Raw genomic sequence first — 21,140 nt, forward strand, 5'->3', positions numbered from 1 at the left:
ACTCCAATCGAACGTGCGAACGATCCAAGGCGCCGTGCCGCCCCGGCCGGGCGGGTGCACGGCGCCCCGGCCCCGGTCCCGTCGCGCCCTGCCGGTGTACGGCTCCATGGGGCGATTGTGCAGCGACGGGACCGGGTGGGGTGTCCTCTGACTAGGCCGGACGGGGGACGGTCAGGGGTAGCCGACCAGGTCCGCCACGTTCGACGACGCGTTCGACGGCCCTCCCCTGTCGTTGATGACATGGCTGATGGTGCCGGTGCCGCCGAGGGAGACCGTCACCATGCTGGTGAAGCGGACGTTCGGGTTGTCCGGCGCCTCGATGGCGTGGTCGGCCGTCACGCTCGGGTCGGCACTGAAGTAGCAGTAGCTGCCGAGGCCGTACGCCTGGTGGCTGGTGACGGAGTCGGCGACCTTGTAGGCGGCGTAGCCCAACGCGTCACCGTTCATCCAGGAGGACTGGTCCGGCGGGTCGTACGGCATCTCGTTCTGGAAGAAGTAGGTCCGCCCGCCGTTGCCGTTCCAGATCACCTGGTCCTTCTGGAAGTGCTCCACGAACAGCCCGTACATGGTCACGTCCGCGCCGTTGACCACCAGCCCGGTGTCGGCGGTGTTGCTGGTCCAGCCGACCCCGCTGCCGTGGTCGGCGCGCCAGAGCCACATGTGGTCGCCGATGACGTCGCTGCTGTTGACGACGAGGCCGGTGGCCGCCTTGCCGACGCCCGCGCCGCCGATGCGGACGTAGACGTCGTGCAGGGAGGTCGGGTCGGCCGCGTGGGAGGCGGCGGAGCCGGCCGGCCCGACCTCGACCAGGGTCTTCGAGCTGGTGGTGCCGGCGTCGAAGAGCAGGCCCGCGAGCTGGACGCCGTCCACGTCGGCCACGGTCATCGCGGTGACGCCGTTGTCCGGCACGAGGGTGGCGAGCCCGAGGCCGAGGACGACGGTGTCGGGGCGGGTCACCTTCAGGGTCTGGTCGAGGTGGTAGACCCCGGGCGTCACCAGCAGGTTCTGCCCGGCCGCGAGGGCCGCGTTCATCTGCGCGGCGGTCGCGCCCGGCTTGACGACGGAGAACCGGCTCAGCGGCAGCGAGGTGCCGGCCGCGCTGCCGCTCGCCCAGCTGGTCCCCGAGGTGTCGGTGCGCGCGGACGGCACGAACACCTGGTAGCTGCCGTCCCCGTCGACGTACAGGAACGGTTTCTCGCGGGTGACCGGGCTCTGCGCGACGCTGGTGTACGGCGGGTTCGGGAAGCTGGTGGACGGCACGCCCTGGCTGCCGCTGAACACCATGTTCCAGTTGGACCCGGTCCAGCTGCCCAGCTGGGAGTTGCGGGTCATCCACTGCTGCTGGGTACCGGAGTCGACCTGCCCGTCGATCCTGCTGTCGGCGAGATAGCCGCCGGACGACCAGCCGCCGTCGTCGAGGGCGAGGTTGCCCCGCAGATGCATCCGCCGGTACGGCGCCGCCTGCGAGACCGCCCAACGGTCCTGCCCGCCCGTGGGGTTGACGGAGAGGTTCTCGGCGCCGCGCCAGAAGTTCTGGGTGGCGTTGCCCTGGAACCAGTCGGCCTCCGCGTGCACCGCGCCGTTGACGGACACCGCGTCCGGGGTCAGCCCGAGGCCCAGCACCTGGGTGTAGAAGCCGACGTTGACGTCCGCGCTGTAGGCGCCGGGCTTGAAGAGGACGGCGTAGCGCTGGGAGCCGAACTGGTTGGTCTCCTGCTGCTTGAAGATCGTGTCCAGCCTGCTCTGGATGGTGGAGGCCGGCATCGACGGGTCGAAGACGACGACGTTCGGGCCGAGGTCGGGGTCGTTCGCGGACGACTGGGTGACGGGGACCACCTGGAAGCGCTGGGCGGCGGTGCCGTTGCACGTGTACTGCTGGAGCTGGGTGCCGTCGGCGAGCGAGGCGCCCGGAACGTCCAGGCACTTGCCGCTGTTCCGGTTCACGAAGTGGAAGGCGCCGCCGCCGTCGTCCACGGGCTGCCACTGCTGGTTGGCGCCGCCGCCGTAGCTCCACAGCTGGACGGGCGCGCTGTCGGCGGTGGAGACGTCGGTGACGTCCACGACCTGGCCGGTGTCGTTGGCGTTGTCGATGCGGACGTATCCGTTGCCGGCGTCGGTGAAGCTCCACCGTTGGGCGGTGGTGCCGTTGCACGCGTACTGCTGTACGACAGTGCCGTTGGCGGTGGCCGCGGCCTTGGCGTCCAGGCACTTGCCGCTCGCCGCGTCGAGGACCGTGGCGAAGCCGGTGGGCAGGGCCGTGGCGGCGTGCGCGGGCGTGGCCGCGAGCAGGGGCGTCGGGGCGGCGGTGAGCACACAGGCGGCCGCGGCGCCGACGAGGGCGACCACCGCGGAGCTGCGGCCACGCGGCGTTCGACCGCGGGAAAGGGGAGGCACGGGGTTCTCCTTCGGGGCCGGGGGTCAGCCGGTGTAGCCGGCGAGGACGCGGGTGTAGTCCCAGTCGGACTGGCTCACTCCGGAGCAGCTGTCGGCGGGGCCGCCGGTGCACGGACGGTCGCGGTTGGCGGACCAGAAGGTGAGCCGGGCGAGGTGGTGCTGCTGGGCGTAGCCGAGGATGGTCCGGAAGTCGTTCACCGTGACGGTCTCGTTGTTGTCGGTGATGCCGTTCATGGACGAGATGCCCATGTCCCGGTAGGCCTGGTCGTCGCCGTAGCCGTACGCCGACTTCAGCGCGCCCTTCAGACCCTCGGCGGCCTGGATGGTGAGGTTGCCCATGTTCTGTCCGGCGCCGCCGAAGTCGAACGGCATGATGGTCCAGGCGTCCACGGTCAGCCCGGACGAGGCGGCCCGGTCGATGAGGCCGGTGTCGGGGCCGGACTGTCCGGTGCCGATGGTGACGTACACCTTCAGGCCGGGGTTGTCCGCCTTCACGGTCTTCAGCGCGTCCACGGTCCGCTGCTGCACGGTCGCGCTGCTGTAGGCGTCGGCCTCGATGTCGATGTCGATCGCCTTCAGGCCGTAGGCGTCGATCACCTTCTGGTAGGCCCCCGCGAGTTCGCCCGCGCTGTTGCAGGAGCTCTCCAGCTTGTTGCCGCTGTAGCCGCCGAAGGACGGGACGATGTCACCCCCGTTCGCGCGCACGGTGGTGACCGTCTGCTGGTCCACCCCGCCGGTCAGCGGGCGGCTGCCGTCCCACTGCGGGTCGCAGTAGCCGTTGCTGAGCACGAAGGCGAGCGTGAACCACTTCACGCCGGTGGCCTGGGTGATGGTGGTGGGGTTCGGCGGGCTGCCCCAGCCGTTGTAGAGGTACGGCGCGACGGCCATCGGCGCGGCCGGGGTGGTGCCGCCGTCCGAACCGGGCGCGGTCCACTTCTGGTTGGCGCCGCCGGTGCAGCTCCAGATCTGCGCGCGGGTGCCGTTGGCGGAGTTGTCGCCGGTGACGTCGAGGCACTTGTTCGCCTGCGGGTTGACGATGTCGTGGGCCGCGGTGACGGTCCACTTCTGGTTGGCTCCGCCGGTGCAGGACCACAGCTGCGCCCGGGCGCCGTCGGCGACCGAGTTGCCGGTCACGTCGAGGCACTTGCCGAGGGCGCGGATCGTGCCGTCGCCGCCGACCGTCCACTGCTGGGCGTTCGTGCCGTTGCAGTCGTAGAGCTGGACGGGGGTGCCGTCGGCGGAGTTGGCCCCGGCGACGTCGAGGCACTTGCCGGCGAGGCCGGTGATGGCGCCGGTGGCGGCCTGGGCGGGGGACGCCGTGAGCAGGCCGGCGGAGAGTGCGACGACACCGACGGCGACCGCGGCGGGGAGTGGTTTGCGCATGCGGGGGCGGCCTTTCGGTGGGGGGACGGAGGCAGGCCAACACCGTTGGTGACACAGGGCGTTGAGTGCGTCCGGAGTCTTTGATTAAGGCGTGAAGTTAAAGGTCCGGACCACTGACGTCAAGAGGGTGGGCAGCGACCCCGTCGCCGCCCACCCCGCCCGCCGCGCCCGCTCAGGCCGGCGCCACCTCGTCGTCCCGCTCGGCGAACTGCGTCCGGTACAGCTCGGCGTACCTGCCGCCGGCCGCCAGCAGCTCCTCGTGCGTGCCGCGTTCCGCGATCCGGCCGGACTCCACGACCAGGATCTGGTCGGCGGCCCGGACCGTGGACAGCCGGTGGGCGATGACCACGGCGGTACGCCCCTGAAGGGCCTCGGTGAGCGCCTCCTGGACGGCCGCCTCGGAGGTGTTGTCCAGGTGGGCGGTGGCCTCGTCCAGGATGACCACGCGCTGGCGGGCCAGCAGCAGCCGGGCGATCGTCATGCGCTGGCGCTCCCCGCCGGACAGCCGGTAGCCGCGCTCGCCGACGACCGTGTCCAGGCCGTCCGGCAGGGACCGTACGACACCGTCCAGGCGGGCCCGGCCGAGGGCGTCCCACAGCTCCGCGTCCCCGGCGCCGGGGCGGGCCAGCAGCAGGTTGGCGCGGACGGTGTCGTGGAAGAGGTGGCCGTCCTGGGTGACCATGCCGAGGGTGGCCCGCAGCGAGGCGGCGGTCAGGTCGCGGACGTCGCTCCCGCCGATGCGCACCGCGCCCGCGTCGACGTCGTACAGGCGCGGCAACAGCTGGGCGATGGTGGACTTCCCGGCGCCGGAGGAGCCGACGAGGGCGACGGTCTCACCGGGTTCGGCGCGGAAGGAGATGCCGTGCAGGACCTCGGCGCCGCCGCGCGTGTCGAGGGTGGCCACCTCCTCCAGCGAGGCCAGGGAGACCTGGTCGGCGGCCGGGTAGGAGAAGCGGACGTCGTCGAACTCGACGGCGACCGGGCCCTCGGGGACCTCGACGGCGTCCGGCTTCTCCTCGATGAGCGGCGTGAGGTCCAGCACCTCGAAGACCCGCTCGAAGCTGACGAGCGCGCTCATCACCTCGACCCGGGCGCCGGCGAGCGCGGTGAGCGGGGCGTAGAGCCGGGTCAGCAGGAGGGAGAGGGAGACGACCGCGCCCGCCTGGAGGGTGCCGTGCAGCGCGAACCAGCCGCCGAGGCCGTAGACGAGGGCGAGCGCGAGGGCGGAGACCAGGGTGAGGGAGGTGATGAACACCGACTGGGCGGTGGCCGTGCGCACCCCGATGTCGCGAACCCGGGCGGCGCGCGCCGCGAACTCCGCGGACTCCTCCTCGGGCCGGCCGAACAGCTTGACCAGGGTGGCGCCGGGCGCGGAGAACCGCTCGGTCATCCGGGTGCCCATGGCCGCGTTCAGCGCCGCCGCCTCCCGCTGCATCCGGGCCATCCGGCTGCCCATGCGGCGGGCGGGGAGCACGAACACCGGCAGCAGCACCAGGGCGAGCAGCGTGATCTGCCAGGACAGGGTCAGCATCACGGCGAGCGTGAGCACCAGCGTGACCAGGTTGCTCACCACGCCGGACAGGGTGTTGGCGAACGCCCGCTGGGCGCCGATCACGTCGTTGTTGAGTCGGCTGACCAGCGCGCCCGTACGAGTCCGTGTGAAGAACGCGACCGGCATGCGCTGCACATGATCGAACACAGCCGTTCTGAGGTCGAGGATGAGTCCCTCCCCGAGCGACGACGACAGCCGCCGCCCGAGGACGCCGAGCCCCGCCTCCGCGAGCGCCACGAGCGCGATCAGCAGGGACAGCCGTACGACCTTCCCGGAGTCGTGCCCCGCCACGATCGCGTCGACGACGCGGCCGGCGAGCACGGGGGTCGCGACGGCGAGCAGGGCGGTCACCACCCCGAACAGGACGAACCGGATGATGCCCGCGCGGTGCGGCCGGGCGAAGGCGGCGATACGGCGCAGGGTGGCGCGGGCGAAGGGACGGCGGTCGTCCTGGGCGTTCATGACGCTGTGCAGCTGCGTCCATGCGGTGGTCTCCATGCTCATGTGCAAGAACGTAGAACCTCAAGCTTCGTTGAGGTCAATGTCCGCCGCATTTCACTCCCGAAGGCCCCGATGACCACAGCCTGTAAACCGCCGTCCTCGAATCCGCCACCCGCCGTTGGGACGGCACGGAAAGCCTCTCCGGGTGTGACCGCGCCCCACTTCCCCGCCCTGCGCACGGGCCGCCTGCCGGCGCTCGCCCGGCGTCTGCCCGTGCGGCAGATCCTGTGTCTGCTGCCGCTCGTGCTCGTGACGGTCGTCGCCGTGCAGAACCGGTCGGTGCTCGTCGAGGGCTTCGGCCGGCTGCGCACGGCCTCGTGGCCCTGGCTGCTGGCGGCGGGCGGCGCCACGTGTCTGACCTGGGTGGCCGCCGCCTTCACCCGGCAGGGCGCCGTCATCCAGCCGCTGCCCCGGTGGCGGCTGCTGGCCACGCAGTTCGCGGCCGGTTCGGCGAACCACCTGCTGCCGACGGGGCTCGGCGCGGGCGCGGTCAACCTGCGGTTCATGACCGTGTGCGGGGTGCCGCTCGCCCGCTCCTCCGCCGCGCTCGCGCTGTATCTGCTCGCCGAGTCGGTCGGCCGGCTGAGCCTGCTGGCCGCGCTGCTGTTCGCCTTCCCCGACGCGCTGCGGATCGGCACCCTGATCCCCGCCGGGGCCGTCGGCCCGCTGCTGGTGATCGCGGGGGCGGTGCTGGTGGTCGCGGCGGCCGCGCTGGCGCTCGTACGACGGCTGCGCACCGCCGCGCTCGGCTTCGTCCGCACCGCCCTGGGCGAGGCCCGCTCCGTGCACACGCGTCCGGCCCGGGCGCTCGCCCTGTGGGGCGGCTCGCTCGCGTTCCCGGCGCTGCAGGCCACCGGTCTGGTGGCGGTCGGGCAGGCGCTGGGGCTGCCGGTGCCGCCCGCGCACATGGCGCTGGCGTACCTGGCCGCGACGGTGGCGGTGGCGCTGGTGCCCACGCCGGGCGGCATCGGCTCCGTCGAGGCCGCGCTGATCGTGGCGCTGGTCGCGGCGGGCGGCCCGGTGGCGGTGGCCACGGCGGTGGTGCTCGCCTACCGGATCATCACGGTGTGGGTGCCGCTGGTGCCCGGCGCGCTGACGCTGGGGGCGCTGGTGCGACTCAAGGTCATCTGAGGCAGAGTGGCCCTCCCAGCCAGACGAGGGAGTTCACCGTGCCGGTCCGTGTGGAGCGCGAGGGGTACGTCACGACGGTCGTCCTGTCCCGGCCCGGGTGCCGCAACGCGGTGGACGGCCCCACGGCCGCCGAACTCACCGCCGCCTTCCGGAAGTTCGAGGCCGACGGCAGCGCCCGGGTGGCGGTGCTGTGGGGCGAGGGCGGCACGTTCTGCGCGGGCGCGGACCTGAAGGCGATCGGTACGCCGCGCGGCAACCGCGTGGCCGAGGACGGCGACGGCCCGATGGGGCCGACCCGGATGCGGCTGTCCAAGCCGGTGATCGCGGCCGTGGCCGGGCACGCGGTGGCGGGCGGCCTCGAACTCGCCCTGTGGTGCGATCTGCGGATCGCCGAGGAGGACGCCGTCTTCGGCGTGTTCTGCCGCCGCTGGGGCGTGCCCCTGATCGACGGCGGGACGGTGCGGCTGCCCCGGCTGGTCGGCGCGAGCCGGGCCATGGACCTGATCCTGACCGGCCGCCCGGTACCGGCTCGCGAGGCGTACGAGATGGGCCTCGCCAACCGCGTGGTGCCGAACGGGTCCGCCCGCGCCGAGGCGGAGGCGCTCGCGGCCGAGATCGCCCGGTTCCCGCAGGCGTGTCTGCGCAGCGACCGCGCGTCCGTCCTCGACCAGCAGGGGCTGACCGAGGAGGCGGCACTGCGCACGGAACTCCGCCATGGAATGGGCGTGTTGGCGCAGAGCACGCAGGGCGCCGCCCGCTTCGCCTCGGGCGCCGGACGGCACGGCTCGTTCGACGGGATCTGAGCGCGCGGCACCGGTCCGGGCCCGCCGGTGTGCCGGCTCGGCGCGGTACGTCCCGGAAGCGGGCCGGGAGGACCGCGAGACACGGCCCGCCCGGCCCGCTCAGCCGCGGCTCACCCGCACCTCGCCGCCTTCGGGATCGACCCGGTCGTGCCAGCCGGCGGTGAGGGTCAGGGGGTGGTGGGGCAACACCGCCCCGGGCCGGCGGCGTTCGCGGTGCAGCAGGCGGCCGTCCTGATGGACGTGCAACACGACGGGCCCGCGCGACGGGGCGTCGTCGCGCAGGACGTAGCGCTCGGGCCGGGCCGCGGGCGTGACGCGGTTCGGGGCGATCCAGCGCAGCGGGGCCTCGACAGTGAGCGGGACACCGGGACCGGGCCAGGCGCTGCCCGCGAGGAGGTCCAGGACGGCGCGCGCCGCCCGGGCGCCCTCCCGGGCGGCGGTGCCGGCGGGTTCGACGGCGTGCAGGACGTTCCCGGCGGCGAACACCCCGGGCCGTGAGGTGTGCAGGGCGCCGTCGACGGCGGGGCCGCGGGTGCCCGGGTCCAGCGCGAGGGCGCCGCGGCGGGCGAGTTCGTGCTCCGGGACGAAGTCAGCGGTGAACACGACCGTGTCGCAGGCCAGCACGGTCGTACGGCCGCCACGGTGACGGACGCGGACCCCCGACAGACTTCCGTGGCCGAGGAGTTCGGTGACCGTGGTGTCCGTCAGCAGCGGGATGCGGTGCCGCAGCCGGGCCGACTGCGCCTGGAACGCGGGGGCGTGGGCGCGGGGCAGCTCCGTGACCAGGGCGACGACCTCGGCACCGGCCGCGCGCACGGTGTCGGCGGCCGCATAGGAGACGCCCTCGGCACCGACGACGACCGCGCGGGTGCCGATGCGCTGCCCGAACAGGTGGACGGACTGCTGGAGTTCACCGGTGGTGTAGACACCGGCGGGACGGGTGCCGGGCACCAGCCGGGCCGCGCGCGGCCGCTCCCGGGCGCCGGTGGCGAGGACGACGGCCCGCGCCTCGACGGTCTCGGGTCCGCCGGGGCCGACGGCGGTGAGCACCGGGCGGGCGGCGGCGCACACCGCACCGGCCACGGACGCCGTGGTCCCCCAGTCCAGGACGGTCACCCCGGTCCGGATCACGGCGCCCGCCCGCGCGGCGGCCTGCGTCAGCAGCCGGGCGTACGCGGGGCCGGTCAGCGGGTGTGCGCGCGTGCCGAAGCCGCCGTGGGCGCAGTGCCGGGGCACTCCCCCGGCCGCCTGCTCACGCTCCAGCACCTCGACCCGGCCGGCACCGGACGCGGCCAGGCTGGCGGCGGTCGCCAGACCCGCGGGTCCCGCGCCGACGACGAGGACGTCGACCCGGCGGACCGGTGGACCCGGCGCGCCTGTCTCAGCGGTCATGGCCGTACCCCCGCTCCTCGCCCCGCGCCGTCTCGAACAACTCCCGTACCGCCGCGCCGCAGTAGAACCCCTGGCAGCGGCCCGCGCGAGCCCGGGTGCGGCGGCACAGGCCCTCCAGGCTGCGCGGTGGGACCGGGCTCGCCAGCGCGTCGCGGATCTCGCCGCGGGAGACACGCTCGCAGTGGCAGACGAGGGTGCCGTACTCGGGGTCGGCGGCGATGAGCTCGGGCCGCTGGTAGGGGCGCGGGAAGGCCTCGCCGAGGTTGGGCATGGTCAGCGGCGCCAGGTCCCGGACCGGGCCCAGGCCGAGCCCGGTGTCCGTCAGCAGGCCGGTGACGTGCGCGGCGATGGCCAGGGACGCGGTCAGGCCGGTGGAGCGGATGCCGCCGACGGTGACGTACCCCTGCTCGGGGTGGGCGGCGATGCGGTAGTCCTCCCGGCCGGTCGCCGCGCGCAGCCCGGCGTAGACGGCGGTGACCTCCTCGTCCAGCAGGGCGGGCAGGATGCGGCGGCCCTGCTCCCTGAGGCCGGCGAGGCCGTCGGCGGTGGAGCCGGTGGCCCGCTTGTCGTCCAGGTCCTCGGCGGTGGGGCCGAGCAGGACGTTGCCGTAGACGGTGGGCGCGACCAGGACGCCCTTGCCGAGCGCGGTCGGGACGGGCAGCAGGATGTGCCGCACGAGGGGCCGGGCGAGCTTGTCGTGGACCAGGAGCTGGCCGCGGCGCGGGGTGACGGTGAAGTCCTCGTGGCCGAGCAGCCGGTCGAGGGTGTCGGCGTGCAGTCCGGCAGCGTTGACCAGGCGGCGGGCGCGGAGGGAGCCCCGGGAGGTGCGGAGACGGTGGCCGTTTCCCCAACTCACCTCCTCCACCGTGGCGTTGAGGTGCAGGTCGACTCCGGCGCGGACCGCCTGGGTGGCGTACGCGAGGGTCGTCGTCCAGGGGCAGATGATGCTCTCGCCGGGGACGTGCAGGGCGCCGAGGGCGCCGGGGCCGAGGTGGGGCTCGCGGGCGTACACCTCGTCGGCGGGCAGCAGGCGCGCCGCGTCGTAGCCGTTGCACGCGGCCTTGTCGGCCAGCCGGGGCAGGGCGGCCCGCTGTTCCTCGTCCCAGGCGACGAGCAGGGCGCCGACGCGTTCGACGGGGATGCCGGTCTCGGCGGCGTAGGCACCCAGCCGCTCGTACCCCTCGCGGACCAGGCGGGCCTCCAGGGTGCCTGGCGCCGCGTCGAAACCGGTGTGCAGGATCGCGGTGTTGGCCTTCGACGTGCCCTGGCCGACGTCGTCCTGGGCCTCCAGCAGGGCGATGCGGAGCTCCGGGTGGCGGGCGAGCTCCCGGGCGATGGCGCAGCCGACGACGCCGGCGCCGACGATCGCCACGTCGTACGGCTTCGCGGGCAGCGGGCCGTGTGCGGTGACGGTGACCGTGCCGGTCATGAGTCGAGCAGGGCCCGGACGGCGGTGCGGAAGCGGGCGCGGCGTTCGGCGGCCCGGTCGGCGCTGATGCGGGGTTCGTACACGGCGGCGGGCTTCCCCTCGGGCAGCGCGTGGCCGACGTCCAGCGTGCGGTCCGCGCCGAGGCGGGCGAGCGTGGCGGCGCCGAGGGCGGTGGCGTCGGGCAGCGCGGACACCTCGACGGGGCGTTGCAGCAGGTCGGCCTGGGTCTGCATGAGGAGCGCGGAGCGGGTCAGGCCGCCGTCGACGCGCAGCAGGTCCAGGCCGGTGCCGAGATCCTCGGCGGCGGCGTCGGCGAGTTCGGCGACCTGGGCGGCGATGCCCTCGCACAGGGCGCGCACGACGTGGCCGGCGGTGGTGTCGAGGCCGAGTCCGGTGAGCGAGCCGCGCAGGTCGCCGCGCCACCAGGGGGCGGCGAGTCCGGCGAGGGCGGGGACGAAGGTGACGCCGCCGCTGTCGGGGACGGCGCCGCCGACGGCGTCGAGGTCGGCGGCGCCGGAGATGACACCGAGGTCGGTGAGCCAGCGGACGGCTGAGGCGGCCGCGAAGACCTGGCCGTCGAGGCAGTAGCTGGTCGTGCCGGCGATCCGCCAGGCGACGCAGGTGACCAGGCCGGAGCCGCCGCGCCGAACCCGCTCGCCGGTGTGCGCGAGCAGGAACGCGCCGGTGCCGTAGGTGCACTTGGCGGCGCCGGGGCGGGTGACGCGCTGGGCGAGCAGGGCGGCCTGCTGGTCGACGGCCAGACCGGTGAGCGGGATCTCGGGGCCGAAGGCCGTGGTCGTGCCGATGTGCTGGGCGTTGTCGCTCACCTGCGGGAGCCGTTCGTCCGCCAGGCCGTAGATCTCCAGCGCGCGCGGCGACCACCGCGCGCTGTCGAGGTCGAGGAGCTGGGTGCGGCCGGCGGTGGCGGCGTCGGTGGCACAGACTCCGGTGAGGCGGTGGACGAGCCAGGCGTCGGAGGTCGTGACGACGCCCTCGCGGGTGAGCCGGCGGCGGATCCAGGCCATCTTGGGGGCGGCGAAGTACGGGTCGAGGGGCAGACCGGTCAGGTGCCTCAACTCATCGGCGTGTTCGGCGAGTTCGGCGCAGATCGAGTCCGCGCGGCGGTCCTGCCAGACCAGGGCGTCGGTGAGCGGGCGGCCGGTGGCCGGGGCCCAGGCGAGGACGGTCTCACCCTGGTTGGCGAGGCCGAGCGCCACGACCGGCTCGGCGGCCTCGGCGAGCGCCTGGCGCCCGGCGGCGAGCACCGAGTCGTACAGCCCGTCGGGGTCGGCCTCGACCAGGCCGCCGGGCAGGTACCGGGGGCGGACCTCGGCGAATCCGGTGCCGAGGACGCCGCGCTCGGGGCAGACCACGAGGGCCTTGGTGCCGGACGTGCCCTGGTCGACGGCGAGCACCGGCCCGGTCATCGCACCTTCTCCCGTCGCGCGTCGAAGATCACACCGCGTCAGCCTGCCGTCGCGCCGCGTCCGGAGTCAAGCAGCGACGGACCGTCGACATGGCCGGACAGTTGGTTGAGTTGACAACAATGGTGGGCCGGTACCTGCCCCTCTATAGTGACCGCCGACCACCGCCCCGCGCCCAACCCCCGCCCCTTGGAGCGCTGTTGCCACGCCACCCCGCCACCTCGCCCGTGCGCCAGTGGCCCCGGACCGACGGCTGATGGCCGGAGAAGGAGCACGTCCCGCCTACGACCCGGCCGGCCCCGACCGCGCGCTGCGTGCCACCCTCCAGGATCTGCGCACCGGCCGCTGGATGGCCATGCGCGCCCTGCTCGCGGACACCGCGGACTGGTGGCACTGGACCCAGCGCACCCAGGTCCTCGCGGCGGCCGCGGCCGGCTCCGACGTGGTGCGCGCGTGGCTCGCCGAGGAACCGGGCAGCGCCCACGCGTCGGTGATGCACGCCCGGGTCGCGGTGGAGCGGGCCCTGCGCGCCCGGCGGGAACGGCATCTGCGGACCCACGAACTGTGGATCGAGGCCTGGGACGCCGCCCAGTGCGCCACCGGGGCCGCGCCGCACGACCCGGTGCCCTGGGTGTGCCTGGTGGCCCTCGCACAGCTGGACCCGGAGCAGCGCTGGGAGGAGCACCGGCAGCCCGCGCCCGGGCCGATGCTGCCGCCGGGCCCCTGGGGGCTGCTGGCCGAGGCCGGCAAGCGCGATCCGCACAACCGCGAGGCCCACCACCGGATGCTCCAGTTCCTCTACGCGCGCGGCGGCACGGGCACGCTCGCGCAGGCCGCCGGCTACGCCCAGTGGGCCGCCGCGCAGGCCCCGGCCGGCTCCGCGCTGCACGTACTGCCGCTGTACGTCCGGGTCGAACGCTACCGGCGCGAGAGCGGCGGCGACGCGGCGCTCGACCTGCACTGGGTCGCGGAGGACGCGGCCCGTGAGGCGCGGCACGCCCTGCGCTCCTGGTTCGAGCACACGCACCGCGGCGAGCGCTCGCTGCTGGACCTCAACCACCTGGCCCACGCGCTGTGGGGCTCGCTCCAGTTCCCGGACGCGGCCCGGGTGTTCGACGCGATCGGCCCGTACTTCACGCCCGCGCCCTGGATGTACCGCGCCCCCGGCCGCGACCGCGCCGTGGAGGTCTTCCTCCGGGCCCGGGACCGCTGCCGGGCGGCCCGCCCCTGAACGCAGCGCCCCCCGTCCGCACCGCTGTCGACCGGAGGTCCCCCGTATGTCCGCCACCCCCGATCCATCGCCGTCGCTCTCGTCGGCCCTTCCCCAGCAGGACGAGGAGCGGCGGCTGCGCGAACTCGGCTACCGACCGGTGCTGGCCCGCCGCATGGGCGGCTTCGGCAACTTCGCGATCAGCTTCTCGGTGATCTCGATCCTGTCGGGCTGCATGACGCTGTACGGCTTCGGCCTGAACACCGGCGGCCCCGCCGTGATGCTGTGGGGCTGGGCGGGCGTCGGTCTGTTCGTCCTCTGCGTCGGTCTCGCGCTCGCCGAGGTCACCAGCGCCTATCCGACCTCGGGCGCGCTGTACTACATGGCCGACCGGCTCGGCGGCCGGCGCTGGGGCTGGTACACGGGCTGGCTGAATCTGCTCGGTCTGCTCGGTGCCATCGCCGGTATCGACTACGGCGCCGCCCTGTTCACCGGGGCGTTCGCGAACCTCCAGTGGGGCTTCACGCCGACGCCCGGCAGGACCATGCTGATCTTCTGCGCCGTCCTGCTGCTGCACGCGGTGCTGAACCTGTTCGGCGTCCGCCTGGTGAGCCTGCTCAACTCCGTCAGCGTCTGGTGGCACCTGGCGGGCGTCGCGGTCATCGTCGGCGCGCTCGCGATCGTCCCCGACCACCACCGGTCGGCGTCCTTCGTGTTCACGAAGTTCGTCGACGAGACGGGCTGGCACAACCCGGTCTATGTGGCGGCGATCGGCCTGCTCCTCGCGCAGTACACCTTCTCCGGCTACGACGCCTCCGCGCACCTGTCCGAGGAGACCTCGCAGGCCTCGGTGGCCGCGGCCAAGGGCATCGTGCGGTCCATCTGGGCGTCCTGGCTCGCCGGCTTCGTCCTGCTCGCCGGGCTGACGTTCGCCATCCAGGACTACGACGCGACGCGCACCACCGCCACCGGTGTGCCGCCCGCGCAGATCCTGCTCGACGGCCTCGGCTCCGACGGCGCGAGCGCCCTGCTGCTGGTCGTGATCATCGCCCAGCTCTTCTGCGGCAACGCCGAGGTCGCGGCGGCCAGCCGGATGGTGTTCGCGTTCAGCCGGGACGGCGCGCTGCCGGGCTCGCACCTGTGGCGCAAGGTGAGCGGCCGCACCCAGACGCCGGTCGCCGCCGTGTGGCTCGCGGTGATCGTCGCCTGTGTGCTCGCCCTGCCCTCGCTGTACTCGGCGACCGCGTACAACGCCGTGACCGCCATCAACGTCATCGGCATCACGCCCGCCTACGCCATCCCGGTGCTGCTGCGGCTGCGCGCGGGCGACCGGTTCCGGCCCGGGCCGTGGCAACTGGGCCGCTGGAGCAGGCCGATCGGCTGGATCGCGGTGGTCTGGGTGGCCGGTGTGACGGTGCTGTTCTGCCTGCCGCAGGCCTCGCCGGTCACCGTCGACACGATGAACTACGCCTCGGTGGCGCTCGTCGCCGTCCTGGTGCTGGCGAGCGTCTGGTGGTACGTCGCCCGCCGTTCGTACGGCACGCCCACCACCGCGGCGTACGGCGACGACCGCGACCAGGCCGAACTCGCGGAGGGCATCGTCTGATCCGCCCGCCCGCGGGGCACCGGTCCTGGTACGAACGGGTGTTCCGGATACGGCAGGATGAGCGGTCGCGCCGGTCACCGCAGTTCGGGGCCGGCGCGCTCGCACATCCCGCACATCGAGCAGGTGATCACGTGACGCGTCCTCCCCACCCCGCAGCCGCCGCGAGACCCGGAGGTGACCGGTGAACCGCGCGCTGACCCTGGACGACCTCGTCCTCGCCGGCATCTCGCTCGCCGCGGGCCTGCTGCTCGCCTTCCTGTCGCGCGCGGTGCTGCGCTGGCTCGCCAAGCACGCCAAGCGGACCAAGTGGAGCGGCGACGACGTCATCGTGGACGCGCTGCGCTCGGTCGTGCCGTGGGCCGCGATCGCGGGCGGCGCGGCGGTCGCGGCGGCCGCGCTGCCCCTGACCCGCACGGTCCAGCACCACACCGACCAGGTCCTCCAGGTATGGCTGATCTTCGTGGTGACCCTGTCCGCGGCCCGGGTGATCGCCGGCCTGGTCCGCACGGTCACCCAGTCCCGCTCGGGCGTGGCGGGCTCGGCGACCATCTTCGTCAACATCACCCGCGTCCTGGTCCTCGCGATCGGCTTCCTGATCGTCCTGCAGACGCTCGGCATCTCCATCGCACCCCTGCTCACCGCCCTGGGCGTGGGCGGTCTGGCGGTGGCCCTCGCCCTCCAGGACACGCTCGCCAACCTCTTCGCGGGCATCCACATCCTGGCCGCCAAGACCGTCCAGCCGGGCGACTACATCCGGCTCAGCAGCGGCGAGGAGGGCTATGTGGTGGACATCAACTGGCGCCAGACGACGGTCCGCCAGCTCTCCAACAACCTGGTGGTCATCCCCAACGGCCAGCTCGCCAAGGCCAACATGACCAACTTCACGCGCCCCGAGCAGCGGCTGACGGTGCTGGTGCAGGTCGGGGTGGCGTACGACTCCGACCTGGAGCACGTGGAGCGGGTGACCTCGCAGGTCGTCGCGGCGACCATGCGCGAGGTCCCCGGAGCGGTCCCGGAGCACGAGCCCGCCGTCCGCTTCCACACCTTCGGCGACTCCCGCATCGGCTTCACGGTGATCCTCGGCGTCGGCGAGTTCAGCGACCAGTACCGCATCAAGCACGAGTTCATCAAGCGCCTGCACCGCCGCTACCACGAGGAGGGCATCCGCATCCCGGCCCCGGCCCGCACGGTGGCGCTCCAGCAGGGAGCGGTGGTGATTCCGCAGCAGCGCAGCGGGGAGGACGTGATCCCGGCAGCCACGGATTAGCGCATACGTTCGACATGACGGAAGCGTCCCGGCCGGCGGCACCGGGAGATCGGAAAACGCCGGCCCGATCGCGGACCCCTGTCGAGCCGACCCCGATCACGAGATATCTTGATGTCGAGCAATGTTGCAGACGTGGAGCGGAGCACCCGGTGACTGACTCGACCATCATCTACACCTACACAGACGAGGCCCCGGCCCTGGCGACGCATTCGTTCCTGCCGGTGATCCAGGCGTACGCCTCGCAGGCCGGTGTGCCGGTCACGACGCGCGACATCTCGCTGGCCGGGCGCATCATCGCCCACTTCCCGGAGTACCTGGCCGAGGACCAGCGCATCCCCGACGCGCTGGCCGAGCTGGGGGAGCTGGCCAAGACCCCCGCGGCCAACATCGTCAAGCTGCCGAACATCTCGGCGTCCATCCCGCAGCTGAAGGCCGCCGTCGCCGAGCTCCAGGGCAAGGGCTACGCGCTGCCGGACTACCCGGACGACCCGAAGACCGACGAGGAGCGCGAGATCCGCGCCCGCTACGACAAGGTCAAGGGCTCCGCCGTCAACCCGGTGCTGCGTGAGGGCAACTCCGACCGCCGCGCCCCGGCCTCGGTGAAGAACTACGCCAAGACCCACCCGCACCGCATGGGCGCCTGGACCGCCGAGTCCAAGACGAACGTGGCGACGATGAGCGAGAACGACTTCGCCTCCACCGAGAAGTCCGCGGTCATCGCCGAGGACGGCACGCTCCGCTTCGAGCTGGTCGGCGCGGACGGCACCGCCACCGAGCTGCGCGAGCCCCTGAAGGTCGTCGCGGGCGAGGTCGTCGACGCCGCCGTGCTGCGCGTCGCCGCGCTCAAGGAGTTCCTCGCCGCGCAGGTCGCCCGCGCCAAGACCGAGGGCGTGCTGTTCTCCGTGCACCTGAAGGCCACGATGATGAAGGTCTCCGACCCGATCATCTTCGGCCATGTCGTCCGCGCCTTCTTCCCGAAGACCTTCGCGCAGTACGGCGAGACGCTGGCCGCCGCCGGCCTGTCCCCGAACGACGGCCTCGGCACCATCCTGGGGGGCCTGGCGAACCTGCCCGAGGGCGACGCGATCAAGGCCGCCTTCGAGGCCGAGCTGGCCGACGGCCCGGCCCTCGCCATGGTCGACTCGGACAAGGGCATCACCAACCTGCACGTGCCGTCCGACGTGATCGTGGACGCCTCGATGCCAGCGATGATCCGCACCTCCGGTCACATGTGGGGTCCCGACGGCCAGGAGGCCGACACCCTCGCCGTCCTGCCGGACCACAGCTACTCGGGCGTCTACCAGGCCGTCATCGAGGACTGCCGCGCCCACGGCGCCCTCGACCCGTCGACCATGGGCTCGGTCCCGAACGTCGGCCTGATGGCGCAGAAGGCCGAGGAGTACGGCTCCCACGACAAGACCTTCGAGATCCCTGCCGACGGCACGGTCCGCCTGCTCGACGCGGCCGGCGACGTCGTCCTGGAGCAGGCCGTCGCCAAGGGCGACATCTTCCGCGCCTGCCAGACCAAGGACGCCCCGATCCGCGACTGGGTCAAGCTGGCCGTCACCCGCGCCCGCGCCACCGGCGACCCGGCGGTGTTCTGGCTGGACGAGACCCGCGGCCACGACCGCGTGATCATCGAGAAGGTCAAGGCGTACCTGCCCGAGCACGACACCGAGGGCCTGGACATCAAGATCCTCTCCCCGGTCGAGGCCGCCAAGCTGTCGCTGGAGCGCATCCGCCGCGGCGAGAACACCATCTCGGTGACCGGCAACGTGCTGCGTGACTACCTGACCGACCTCTTCCCGATCCTGGAGCTGGGCACCAGCGCCAAGATGCTGTCGGTCGTCCCGCTGATGGCGGGCGGCGGCCTGTTCGAGACGGGCGCCGGCGGTTCCGCGCCGAAGCACGTCCAGCAGCTGGTCAAGGAGAACTACCTGCGCTGGGACTCCCTGGGTGAGTTCTTCGCCCTGGTGCCGTCCTTCGAGCAGTACGCCGAGGCCACCGGCAACGCCCGTGCCAAGGTCCTCGCCGACACCCTCGACCGCGCCACGGCGACCTTCCTCAACGAGGACAAGTCCCCGACCCGTCGCGTCGGCGGCATCGACAACCGCGGCAGCCACTTCTACCTGTCCCTGTACTGGGCGCAGGAGCTGGCCCGGCAGACCGACGACGCCGACCTGGCCAAGGCGTTCGCGCCGTTCGCCGAGTCCCTCGCGGCCGACGAGCAGAAGATCGTGGACGAACTGAACGCCGTCCAGGGCAGGCCGGCCGACCTCGGCGGCTACTACCAGGTCGACCAGGCCAAGGCGGACGCGGTCATGCGCCCGTCGGCCACCTGGAACGCGACGCTCGCGTCCCTGAGCTGACCGCTCACGGCGGCCGGTCCGCCGTGCCGCACTCCGCCCCGACCGGTACCTCCCGGCCGGGGCGGAGCCGTTTCCATGACCTGCGACCTCGTCACCCGGCCTCCGGAGTCACGCGTGCCCTCCTTCGAACTGCTCCCCGGCGCCCCCGACTCGCCCGTCCTGCTGCACGTGCCGCACTCGGCGCGGGCGATCCCGGCGGACGTGCGCCGCGACATCGTCCTGGACGAGGCCGCGCTGGAGCGGGAGCTCGACCACATCACGGACGCCCACACCGCCGAACTCGCCGAGCGTGCCGCCGCGTTGGCCGGGCTGACGCCGTGGCGGTTCGTGAACCGGCTGTCCCGGCTGGTCGTGGACCCGGAGCGGTTCCCGGACGAGCGCGAGGAGATGGCGGCCGTCGGCATGGGCGCCGTGTACACCCGGACCACGCACCAGGGCGAGCTGCGACGGCCGGACACCGATCCGCAGCCCCTGCTGGAGCGCTGGTTCCGGCCGTACGCGCGCGCCATGACCGAGGCGGTGGCGGACCGGCTGGCGTCGACCGGGCGGGCCGTGATCATCGACGTGCACTCCTACCCGACCGCACCGCTGCCCTACGAGCTGCACGCCGCGGGCCCGCGTCCCGCGGTGTGCCTGGGCACGGACGCCTTCCACACGCCGCCGCGGCTGGCCGAGGCCGCCCGCGAGGCGTTCGCGGCCTGCGGGGAGACGGGGCTGGACAGCCCGTTCGCCGGGACGTACGTGCCCCTGGAGTTCTACGGCGGGGACAGCCGGGTCGGCGCCCTGATGGTGGAGATCCGCCGGGACACCTACATGACGGAGCCGGGCGGGGCGGCGGGGCCGGGGCTCAAGCGGCTGGCCGAGGCGCTGGCCGCGCTCGTCGACACCGTCTGACACGCGTCTGGCACCCCGCCTGGAGCACTCCCGCAGGACACCGCCCCGCCCCCCGTACCAGGCTGGAGTGCATGACCGAGGAGACCACGCTCACCGGCCAGGCCCCGCCGCCCGTGCGGGACTGGTCCACACCCGACCTGGACGGAACGGACTTCGACCCGTGCCTCGCCGGCCTCATGCGCGAGGGGCCGCTGACCCGGATCCGGCTGCCGTTCGGCGAGGGCTGGGCGTGGCTGGCGACCCGCTACGACGACGTGAAGCTGATCACCAACGACCCGCGGTTCAGCCGCGCCGAGGTGACCCATCGTCAGGTCACCCGCATGGCACCGAACTTCGCGCCCCGTCCCGGCTCGCTCGCCTGGGCCGACCAGCCCGACCACAACCGGCTGCGCAAGCCGGTGGCCGGCGCCTTCACGGTGAGCGCCATGAAGCGGCTGCGGCCCCGCGCCCAGGAGATCCTGGACGACCTGGTGGACGGGGTCGTACGGGACGGTCCGCCCGCCGAGCTGATCGAGCGGGTGCTGGAACCGTTCCCCCTCAGCGTCGTCAGCGAGGTGATGGGTGTGCCCGCCGCCGACCGGGGGCAGGTGCACGCCTGGACCCGGGAGATCATCTCCACCAACGGGGTCGAGGCGGCGGGGCGGGCCAAGGAGGGCCTGTACGGGTGGATCACCCAGACCATCCGGGCCCGGGCCGCGAGTCCGGGCGAGGACGTCTACTCGATGCTCGGCGCGGCCGTGGCGCGCGGGGACGTCCGGGAGGAGGAGGCCGTCGGGCTCGCCGGACCGCTGCAGATCGGCGGCGAGGCCGTCACGAACAACTGCGGCCAGATGCTGTACCTGATGCTGACCCGGCCGGAGCTGATGGAGCGGATGCGGGCGCGTCCCGAGGCGCGCGGCCCGGTGCTGGACGAGTTGTTCCGGTGGATCCCGCACCGCAGCTCGGTCGGGCTGTCCCGGATCGCGCTTCAGGACGTGGAGATCGCCGGCCACCGGATCGCCGCGGGTGAGCCGGTGTACGTCTCCTACCTCGCGGCCAACCGCGACCCGGCCGTCTTCCCCGACCCGGACCGCATCGACCCCGACCGCGAGCCGAACCCGCACGTGGCGTTCGGCAACGGCCCGCACTTCTGCACCGGTACGCTGCTGGCCCGGCTGCAGACCGAACTGCTGGTCGACACGCTGCTGGAGCGGCTGCCCGGACTGCGGCTCGCCGTGCCGCCGGAGCAGGTGCAGTGGCGGCACCGGACGATGATCCGCGGCCCGCGGACGCTGCCCGTCACCTGGTCCGGCTGACCGCGCGGGCCCGGGTTCAGGCCCGCAGCCACTCGGTGACGATCACCTCGGCGCCGGTCCGCAGCCTGAGGGCGAACGGGCCGGCCGGGGGCGTGTCGCTGGTGAAGCGGCCGAGCGTGTCGACCATGACCGGGCGGGCGGTCTGCGGGCCGCCGAGCACCTCGATGCGCGCCGACCCCGCCGGCATCACCTGCCCGATCAGTCCGCCCTCGGTGACCTCGACGTCCACGGTCACCCCGCCGGACCGGAACGTCAGCATCCGCGGCGGATCCGTGACGCCCCTGATGGGCAGCGCGTCCACCAGCGAGTCGAAGGTCAGCTCGGCGATCTTCGCGTCCAGGTCGTGCAACGCGTAGGCGTCCAGCGCCAGTTGGCGCAGGGTGTCCGGGACGGGGTCCAGGACGGCGGCCGCCTGCCGCAGCTCCTCCTCCAGCAGCGCCATCGCGAACCCGCCGTCGCCCGCGTCCTCGTCGGACGACACGCCCTCGTC

General features: G+C 73.5%; 15 protein-coding genes. 8 read left to right on the forward strand and 7 right to left on the reverse strand.

Annotated features, from left to right (window positions below; translation table 11 throughout):
* Positions 1-171: 171 nt before the first annotated feature.
* The 3 genes from ACZ4MF_RS10870 to ACZ4MF_RS10880 form a co-directional block, all read right to left on the reverse strand.
* On the reverse strand, positions 172-2,346 hold the full coding sequence (locus tag ACZ4MF_RS10870) for an RICIN domain-containing protein (protein WP_467491956.1): 2,175 nt from the start codon (positions 2,344-2,346) through the stop codon (positions 172-174).
* Between the two features lie 72 nt (positions 2,347-2,418).
* Positions 2,419-3,777 (reverse strand): lectin, encoded by a 1,359-nt coding sequence (locus ACZ4MF_RS10875; protein WP_467491701.1) that lies wholly within the window; start codon positions 3,775-3,777, stop codon positions 2,419-2,421.
* 172 nt (positions 3,778-3,949) lie between these two features.
* Positions 3,950-5,827, reverse strand: a complete 1,878-nt coding sequence (locus ACZ4MF_RS10880) for an ABC transporter ATP-binding protein (protein WP_467491957.1) — start codon at positions 5,825-5,827, stop codon at positions 3,950-3,952.
* 216 nt (positions 5,828-6,043) lie between these two features.
* Between ACZ4MF_RS10880 and ACZ4MF_RS10885 the strand changes: the two genes are divergently transcribed.
* A complete protein-coding gene (locus tag ACZ4MF_RS10885) occupies positions 6,044-6,961 on the forward strand; it encodes a lysylphosphatidylglycerol synthase transmembrane domain-containing protein (RefSeq protein WP_467491958.1) in 918 nt (305 codons plus the stop codon).
* A gap of 38 nt (positions 6,962-6,999) precedes the next feature.
* Positions 7,000-7,764: a crotonase/enoyl-CoA hydratase family protein gene (locus tag ACZ4MF_RS10890; protein ID WP_467491702.1), complete on the forward strand. Its 765-nt coding sequence runs from the start codon at positions 7,000-7,002 to the stop codon at positions 7,762-7,764.
* Positions 7,765-7,863: 99 nt separating this feature from the next.
* On the opposite strand, the gene ACZ4MF_RS10895 is transcribed toward ACZ4MF_RS10890, so the two are convergent.
* The 3 genes from ACZ4MF_RS10895 to ACZ4MF_RS10905 are packed head-to-tail and all read right to left on the reverse strand — an operon-like array spanning position 7,864 to position 12,012.
* On the reverse strand, positions 7,864-9,156 hold the full coding sequence (locus ACZ4MF_RS10895) for an NAD(P)/FAD-dependent oxidoreductase (protein WP_467491703.1): 1,293 nt from the start codon (positions 9,154-9,156) through the stop codon (positions 7,864-7,866).
* A complete protein-coding gene (locus ACZ4MF_RS10900; protein WP_467491704.1) occupies positions 9,146-10,585 on the reverse strand; it encodes an FAD-dependent oxidoreductase in 1,440 nt (479 codons plus the stop codon). Before ACZ4MF_RS10900 ends, ACZ4MF_RS10895 begins: the two co-directional genes overlap by 11 nt.
* A complete protein-coding gene (locus tag ACZ4MF_RS10905; RefSeq protein WP_467491705.1) occupies positions 10,582-12,012 on the reverse strand; it encodes an FGGY family carbohydrate kinase in 1,431 nt (476 codons plus the stop codon). The genes ACZ4MF_RS10900 and ACZ4MF_RS10905 overlap by 4 nt, the downstream gene beginning before the upstream one ends.
* Before the next feature lie 253 nt (positions 12,013-12,265).
* Here ACZ4MF_RS10905 and ACZ4MF_RS10910 point away from each other — a divergent pair, with 253 nt between their 5' ends.
* From ACZ4MF_RS10910 to ACZ4MF_RS10935, 6 genes are all read left to right on the forward strand, one after another.
* A complete protein-coding gene (locus ACZ4MF_RS10910) occupies positions 12,266-13,240 on the forward strand; it encodes a hypothetical protein (RefSeq protein WP_467491706.1) in 975 nt (324 codons plus the stop codon).
* Between the two features lie 46 nt (positions 13,241-13,286).
* Positions 13,287-14,825, forward strand: a complete 1,539-nt coding sequence (locus ACZ4MF_RS10915; RefSeq protein ID WP_467491707.1) for an amino acid permease — start codon at positions 13,287-13,289, stop codon at positions 14,823-14,825.
* A gap of 181 nt (positions 14,826-15,006) precedes the next feature.
* Positions 15,007-16,092, forward strand: coding sequence for a mechanosensitive ion channel family protein (locus tag ACZ4MF_RS10920; RefSeq protein WP_467491708.1), 1,086 nt, complete (start codon positions 15,007-15,009; stop codon positions 16,090-16,092).
* 149 nt (positions 16,093-16,241) lie between these two features.
* A complete protein-coding gene (locus ACZ4MF_RS10925; RefSeq protein ID WP_467491709.1) occupies positions 16,242-18,461 on the forward strand; it encodes an NADP-dependent isocitrate dehydrogenase in 2,220 nt (739 codons plus the stop codon).
* Positions 18,462-18,536: 75 nt separating this feature from the next.
* Positions 18,537-19,355: an N-formylglutamate amidohydrolase gene (locus tag ACZ4MF_RS10930; RefSeq protein WP_467491710.1), complete on the forward strand. Its 819-nt coding sequence runs from the start codon at positions 18,537-18,539 to the stop codon at positions 19,353-19,355.
* Positions 19,356-19,426: 71 nt separating this feature from the next.
* On the forward strand, positions 19,427-20,650 hold the full coding sequence (locus ACZ4MF_RS10935) for a cytochrome P450 (RefSeq protein ID WP_467491711.1): 1,224 nt from the start codon (positions 19,427-19,429) through the stop codon (positions 20,648-20,650).
* Between the two features lie 16 nt (positions 20,651-20,666).
* Here the strand turns inward: ACZ4MF_RS10935 and ACZ4MF_RS10940 are convergent, their stop codons facing one another.
* Positions 20,667-21,092 (reverse strand): hypothetical protein, encoded by a 426-nt coding sequence (locus tag ACZ4MF_RS10940; protein ID WP_467491959.1) that lies wholly within the window; start codon positions 21,090-21,092, stop codon positions 20,667-20,669.
* Positions 21,093-21,140 lie beyond the last annotated feature (48 nt).

Source organism: Streptomyces sp. NPDC025793 (assembly GCF_055558375.1).

Bases quoted from the DNA above. Each gene is read 5' to 3' on its own strand.
- ACZ4MF_RS10875 (WP_467491701.1), bottom strand. From the start codon at position 3,777: ATGCGCAAACCACTCCCCGCCGCGGTCGCCGTCGGTGTCGTCGCACTC.
- ACZ4MF_RS10880 (WP_467491957.1), bottom strand. From the start codon at position 5,827: ATGGAGACCACCGCATGGACGCAGCTGCACAGCGTCATGAACGCCCAG.
- ACZ4MF_RS10895 (WP_467491703.1), bottom strand. From the start codon at position 9,156: ATGACCGCTGAGACAGGCGCGCCGGGTCCACCGGTCCGCCGGGTCGAC.
- ACZ4MF_RS10900 (WP_467491704.1), bottom strand. From the start codon at position 10,585: ATGACCGGCACGGTCACCGTCACCGCACACGGCCCGCTGCCCGCGAAG.
- ACZ4MF_RS10905 (WP_467491705.1), bottom strand. From the start codon at position 12,012: ATGACCGGGCCGGTGCTCGCCGTCGACCAGGGCACGTCCGGCACCAAG.
- ACZ4MF_RS10910 (WP_467491706.1), top strand. From the start codon at position 12,266: ATGGCCGGAGAAGGAGCACGTCCCGCCTACGACCCGGCCGGCCCCGAC.
- ACZ4MF_RS10915 (WP_467491707.1), top strand. From the start codon at position 13,287: ATGTCCGCCACCCCCGATCCATCGCCGTCGCTCTCGTCGGCCCTTCCC.
- ACZ4MF_RS10930 (WP_467491710.1), top strand. From the start codon at position 18,537: ATGACCTGCGACCTCGTCACCCGGCCTCCGGAGTCACGCGTGCCCTCC.
- ACZ4MF_RS10935 (WP_467491711.1), top strand. From the start codon at position 19,427: ATGACCGAGGAGACCACGCTCACCGGCCAGGCCCCGCCGCCCGTGCGG.
- ACZ4MF_RS10940 (WP_467491959.1), bottom strand. From the start codon at position 21,092: ATGGCGCTGCTGGAGGAGGAGCTGCGGCAGGCGGCCGCCGTCCTGGAC.